This is a genomic window from Algoriphagus sp., assembly GCF_024642405.1.
Taxonomy (GTDB): domain Bacteria; phylum Bacteroidota; class Bacteroidia; order Cytophagales; family Cyclobacteriaceae; genus Algoriphagus.
In genome coordinates this window covers 1-5,711 of sequence record NZ_JAHEBC010000245.1, presented here as the reverse complement: position 1 = coordinate 5,711, position 5,711 = coordinate 1, and the positions used below count along the sequence as shown (strand labels likewise).

The window sequence follows — 5,711 nt, the reverse complement described above, 5'->3', positions numbered from 1 at the left end:
AATATTGATCGGTCTAGGCCCATTCGCCCAGATGAGGTATTGAATTTTGACGAAAGTCGATTAGAGAAAGTCGACCAACTAGTTGAGCGATGTATCGATCATGGCTTGCACGTGAGTTTGAATTTGCATAGAGCCCCAGGATTTTGCATCAATGCTGGTTTTGTGGAGCCTTACAATCTTTGGAAAGATCAGGAAGCTCAGGATGCTTTTTGTACCCATTGGGAGATGTGGTCAAACCGGTATAAAGGTATTTCCAAAAAGAAATTGAGTTTTGATTTAGTCAACGAGCCTTTTCAGAGAGAAGATCCCAATGATCAGTATAGTGCTGGAGGTCCGGTAGATGTGATAGATTATTATCGAGTAGCCAAAGCGGCATTGGACACGATCAAATCAGTGAAAAAGTCACGAATTGTGATCGCGGATGGCAACGGAGGAGGGGGAATTGCAGTTCCCGAGCTGTCAGACTTGGATCTCGCCCAAAGTTGTAGAGGCTATCATCCATTTCCGATTTCGCATTATAAGGCTAGTTGGGTTTATAAGGATCCAGCAAGTGTGCCTCCAGTGGATTGGCCTTTGCCACAGGGAGAAAATGTTTTAGATATCGATAATATCCGAGCATACTATGCACCTTGGAAGGCGCTAGTTGATCAAGGAGTTGGGGTGCATTGCGGAGAGTGTGGGTGTTACAATGAAACACCGCATGATGTATTTCTAAATTGGTTTGGGGATGTTTTGAAAGTGTTGAAAGAAAATGGAATCGGATTTGGAATTTGGGAATTCTCAGGAGCTTTCGGGGTGATGAATTCTGGACGAAAAGATGTGGAATATGAGGATTGGTATGGAGAAAAGTTGGATCGGAAATTCCTGGAATTACTTCGAAAACAGATTTAACAGATTCAATTAACACTCCAATAATCGAAATTTTGCCTACTGCTCATTGTCGGTACCTACTGCGACTGCCTACTGCGACTGCCTACTGCGACTGATCACTGCCCACTCCATTTATCTATCCAAAACCTATTTATAAAGCGGTACTTTAAATCCTACATAAACATCCGTACTATTCGAATTACTACTGATCAAATTGGTTAAAATTGATCCAGACCCCACAATCACAGGTCCAACTCTTAAACCGACTCCCCAAGCAAGACTCGAGTCATATTGACGAACACTGATCGGACTGTAAACACTGATCCATTTCATTTCAAACCTAGGCGTGACAGTGAATGCATTGATGATATTGCTCACTGGAATTATATTTCCTTTTTTGATTGAAATTGCCCCTTGGGTGCTTACATAAAACTTGGAGGTAATCTGGTAATCCACAAAAAGTTGTAAAGCTGTAGGAAGACTAAGTTTTGCGTCCCCTAATTCTTCCAAACCAGGAAAATTGTCTTTGAGTAATTCTTCTAAATCTTTATTATCAAATTCATTAGCATCAATTGTTGCGTCCATTTGGTATCTGGCATTTGTGGAGCCTGAATATTTGATGGAACCAATATCAGTCACAGATACGCCAATTTTTAATTTATAAGGAGTTCTGACCGATCTACTGTTATTGGAATAAAACTCATATACGGCACCCAGATCTGTACCAAATCCAGATTTGATATCTGAAAAACTGATATCATCTGAATCAAATCCCGAGGTATACCCATAGTTCAGATTTCCTGAAGTAGCAAGCGTCTCGATTCCTGCATCATATTGTGCAACTAGCCTTCCGCTACTCCCATATATACCTCCTGCTCCAAATAGGTATTTTAGGGTAACCCCAGCTTTTAGCAGATGTTGATCTTGCGCGATCAAAACTCTTCCAAAAGTTCCTCCAATTTCTCCCCATGCGTGGATAATTCCTGAAAGACCTTCCATGTTTAAGTTGAAATTTTTATCTACTTCATTAGAAGATGCTACTTCATATAGTTCTCCTCCCAAGTTATGCAAATTGAAAAATGTCCTAAATCGTGAGGTTATTGCAATACTGTTTTTGTCATTTAAGTTGAATAGAACAGAAGGGCCTAAAATATCTACATTACCAAAAAAATTATTTTGGTCTTTTGGGATTGTTTTGACATCAGTATTAAAATCGAACCCATCTTGAAAGTTTTTTATTTCACTTAGATCAACGTATAAATAATCACTTCCCACAAAAGCACTTCCAGACAAAAGATTGATGTCTAACCTCATCTGTGAACCGGCCGCATTGGCAGGATTCATCAAAACAGATTGAACACCGCCTCTATTGTCTACTTGGGCTCCAATAAATGTTTGGGAATAAGAAATTGTTGAAAATCCCAGTATTGCTAAAATAAATGATAAAAAATTGAATATTCTTAACATGGGGCATTGAGGTTTGAGTTGGCTAAATATGCTAAGCCTCAACAATAATAGAAAATGATCATTACAAATATCCTATTAAAAATTTATTAAACTTTTCAATTTCTTGGTAAATCGCTCCACTGGCAAAAACTGCTTTTCCAAGTTGGGAGCAAATGGAACCGGCGTATCTAAGCTTCCTTCTCGCATGACCGGAGCATCTAGATCTTTAAAACAATGTTCCGATATCCATGCACAAATCTCAGCTCCAATACCCCCTGTCAGGCAATCTTCTTGAAGGAAAATTACCTTTCCTGTTTTCTTTACTGTTTCCTTAACTGCTTCCTTATCCCAGGGTAATAGCGTTCTTAAATCAAGAATATCTGCTTCGATAGATAGTTCTTCCACTACTTTATTCGCCCAGTGTACCCCCATTCCATAGGTAATAATAGAGACTTGATTTCCTTCTTTCACTAATTGTGCTTTGCCAATTTCAATTGTGTAATAATCATCTGGAATGGATTCACTAATAGAACGGTAAAGCCCTTTGTGCTCAAAGTAGAGATAAGGATTAGGATCTTCAATAGCGGCATTTAGCAACCCTTTGGCATCATATGGATTGGACGGATAAACGATTTTTAATCCAGGAGTGTGAAAGAACCAGGCTTCATTGGATTGGGAGTGAAAAGGGCCTGCTGCCATTCCGGCGCCCGTTGGCATCCTTACTACCACATCCGCATTTTGACCCCAGCGGTAATGAATCTTTGCTAGGTTATTTACAATTTGGTTGAATCCGACTGAAACGAAATCAGCAAACTGCATTTCTACCATTGCTTTAAAACCGTTGATAGATAGTCCCAAGCCTGCACCTAAAATGGCACTTTCACAGAGTGGTGTATTTCTTACTCGATCGGCACCAAATTTAGCTTTAAATCCATCTGTAATCTTAAAAACTCCTCCATATTCACCAATATCTTGTCCCATGAGGATGAGATTTGGGTACTTTTCCATGGATTGTTTCAAGCCATCAGAAATCGCATCAACAAGTCGTTTTTCAGTTTTATTGCTGTTTTCTGAAGGGTCTATTACTTCTTGCAAAAAAGGCGCATATACATCAGCCATTTCAGACTCTAAGTTTGGAGAAATTGCTTCCTCAGCAAAGGCTAGGTCTAAGCCATCATTTATTTCCTTTTTAACTCTTTTATTGAGTCTCTCTTTTGTCTTTTCATCCAAGACTCCTATTTCCTCTAAATACTGCTCATAATTTTCCAGAGGATCCAGTTTACTCCAATCATTCATCAAGTGCTTAGGAACATATTTAGTCCCAGAAGCTTCTTCATGGCCACGCATTCTGAAAGTGATGGCTTCCACCAAAACTGGTCTAGGATTTTTACGGAGATCTTCTGCCAATTCCAGAATGGTTTGATAAACTTCTAATACATTATTGCCTTGGATTCGAATGGACTCCATGCCATAGCCTGGACCTTTATCCGTGAAGTTTTTAAAAGCAAATTGCTCCTCATTGGGCGTGGAAAGCCCATAGCCATTATGCTCAATCACGAAAATCACCGGAAGTTTCCAGACAGCTGCAACGTTTAACCCTTCATGAAAATCACCTTCTGAGCTGGCTCCATCACCAGAGAAAACTAAAGTGACTTCTTGTTTCTTCGATAGCTTACTGGCCAATGCAATCCCATCTGCAATTGCCATTTGCGGCCCCAAGTGGGAAATCATCCCGACGATGTGATGTTCTATACTACCAAAGTGAAATGAGCGATCTCTTCCCTTGGTAAATCCTGAAAGTTTACCTTGAAACTGAGCAAATAGTCTTTCCAATGGCATATTTCTCCCAGTAAATATTCCTAAGTTTCGATGCATTGGAAGGATGAATTCCTCTGGCTTTAGCGCATTCACAGCTCCGATGGAAATAGCTTCTTGCCCCCATCCACTAAACCATTTGGAGATTTTTCCTTGGCGAAGTAAAATCAACATCTTCTCCTCGATTCTCCGAGGCATTAAAAGGGATTCGTATAATTCAAGGAGAGTTTTATTTGAAAGGTTTTTTCGGTCAAAAACCAAAGGAGAATGATTTTTTATTGCTGTTTCCATAAGAAGAGGATTTCCTGTCTAAGGTACAGGAAGCTAAGAAATCACCAAAGGAATTTGTGGATTGAAAGAACAAAAAAATGCCCCGAAATCAATCGGGGCGGAAAAATAAATGCAAGGAGTTAAAAAGTGTTTGCTGTATGTCTCAAAATTAGGCAATGGTTTTCTCTGTCTGCTAAATCCTACGTTAAGGTTCTTTTATCAAAAAGTTAAGCTGGTAATTTATAAGTAATATTGGGGTGAATTGAAATCAATAAATCCTTAAATCCTCATAAATTAGAGAGAATCTTAAATAAGATTAGTTAACATAGCCGGTTTTCAAGAATGATCCTTTGTAAGTAAATTGATTTGACATATCTTAATTGAATGAGACATCAACCCATCCTAATAATCTGGATTCTATTTTTATTTTGGTCAACTTCAGTATTTTCCCAAAGTCAAAGAAATACTATCGTTGAAATCAAAGGGGAGCAATTTTTTATCAATGGTGAGCCGACTTATTCCGGTAGGTTTTGGAATGGAAATAAGGTAGAAGGCCTATTGATGAATTCAAGAATGGTTCAAGGAATATTCGATGACTTGAATCCAGAGACTATCAAGAATTGGGAGTATCCAGATACCAAAAATTGGGATGCAGACAGGAATACAAATGAGTTTGTCGCCCAAATGCCTACTTGGAAGTCATATGGCTTACTCTCTTTTACAATTAATTTGCAAGGAGGAAGCCCTTTTGGATACTCCCAAAATCAGCCTTGGATCAACACTCCATATACCGAAACGGGGGAGTTGAGGGAGGCATATTTCAAGCGGCTAGAGCAAATTTTGGATAAAGCTGATGAATTAGGAATGGCTCCTATCATTGGTTTGTTTTATTTCGGGCAAGATGAACAACTGAAAGATGAAAGTGCGGTGATCAAAGCAGTGAGTAATGCTGTGGACTGGATTTTGGAAAAAGGCTATACCAATGTGTTGATCGAAGTAAACAATGAGTGTAATGTTCGCTATGATCATGCGATTCTTCAACCTGAACGGGTTCATGAATTGATTGAATTAGTGAAAAGAAGGGAAATAGGCGGTAGAAGATTATTGGTTAGCACGAGTTATGGAGGAGGAACCATCCCAAAAGAAAACGTGGTAAAAGCTTCAGACTTTATTTTACTCCATGGAAACGGAGTTTCTGATCCCGATAAAATTGGCACTATGGTAGAAGAAACCAGAAGTGTGAATGGCTACAAACCCAAGCCCATTGTTTTCAATGAAGATGATCACTTTAATTTTGATCAGCCAAAGAA

4 protein-coding genes are annotated in these 5,711 nt (G+C 39.1%); 2 read left to right on the top strand and 2 right to left on the bottom strand.

The window, feature by feature from the left end:
• Positions 1-891: cellulase family glycosylhydrolase (locus Q0L68_RS15250; protein WP_296704898.1), on the top strand; the 891-nt coding region annotated here is incomplete at its 5' end.
• Between the two features lie 126 nt (positions 892-1,017).
• Here the strand turns inward: Q0L68_RS15250 and Q0L68_RS15245 are convergent.
• Both Q0L68_RS15245 and Q0L68_RS15240 read right to left on the bottom strand, forming a co-directional pair.
• Positions 1,018-2,337 (bottom strand): DUF5723 family protein, encoded by a 1,320-nt coding sequence (locus Q0L68_RS15245; protein WP_296704897.1) that lies wholly within the window; start codon positions 2,335-2,337, stop codon positions 1,018-1,020.
• Positions 2,338-2,412: 75 nt separating this feature from the next.
• Positions 2,413-4,422 (bottom strand): dehydrogenase E1 component subunit alpha/beta, encoded by a 2,010-nt coding sequence (locus Q0L68_RS15240; RefSeq protein WP_296704895.1) that lies wholly within the window; start codon positions 4,420-4,422, stop codon positions 2,413-2,415.
• A gap of 363 nt (positions 4,423-4,785) precedes the next feature.
• Here Q0L68_RS15240 and Q0L68_RS15235 point away from each other — a divergent pair.
• A partial coding sequence (locus Q0L68_RS15235) for a hypothetical protein (RefSeq protein ID WP_296704893.1) occupies positions 4,786-5,711 on the top strand: 926 nt, incomplete at its 3' end.

Coding starts and splice junctions, on each gene's coding strand:
- Q0L68_RS15245 (WP_296704897.1), bottom strand. CDS start 2,337: ATGTTAAGAATATTCAATTTTTTATCATTTATTTTAGCAATACTGGGA.
- Q0L68_RS15240 (WP_296704895.1), bottom strand. CDS start 4,422: ATGGAAACAGCAATAAAAAATCATTCTCCTTTGGTTTTTGACCGAAAA.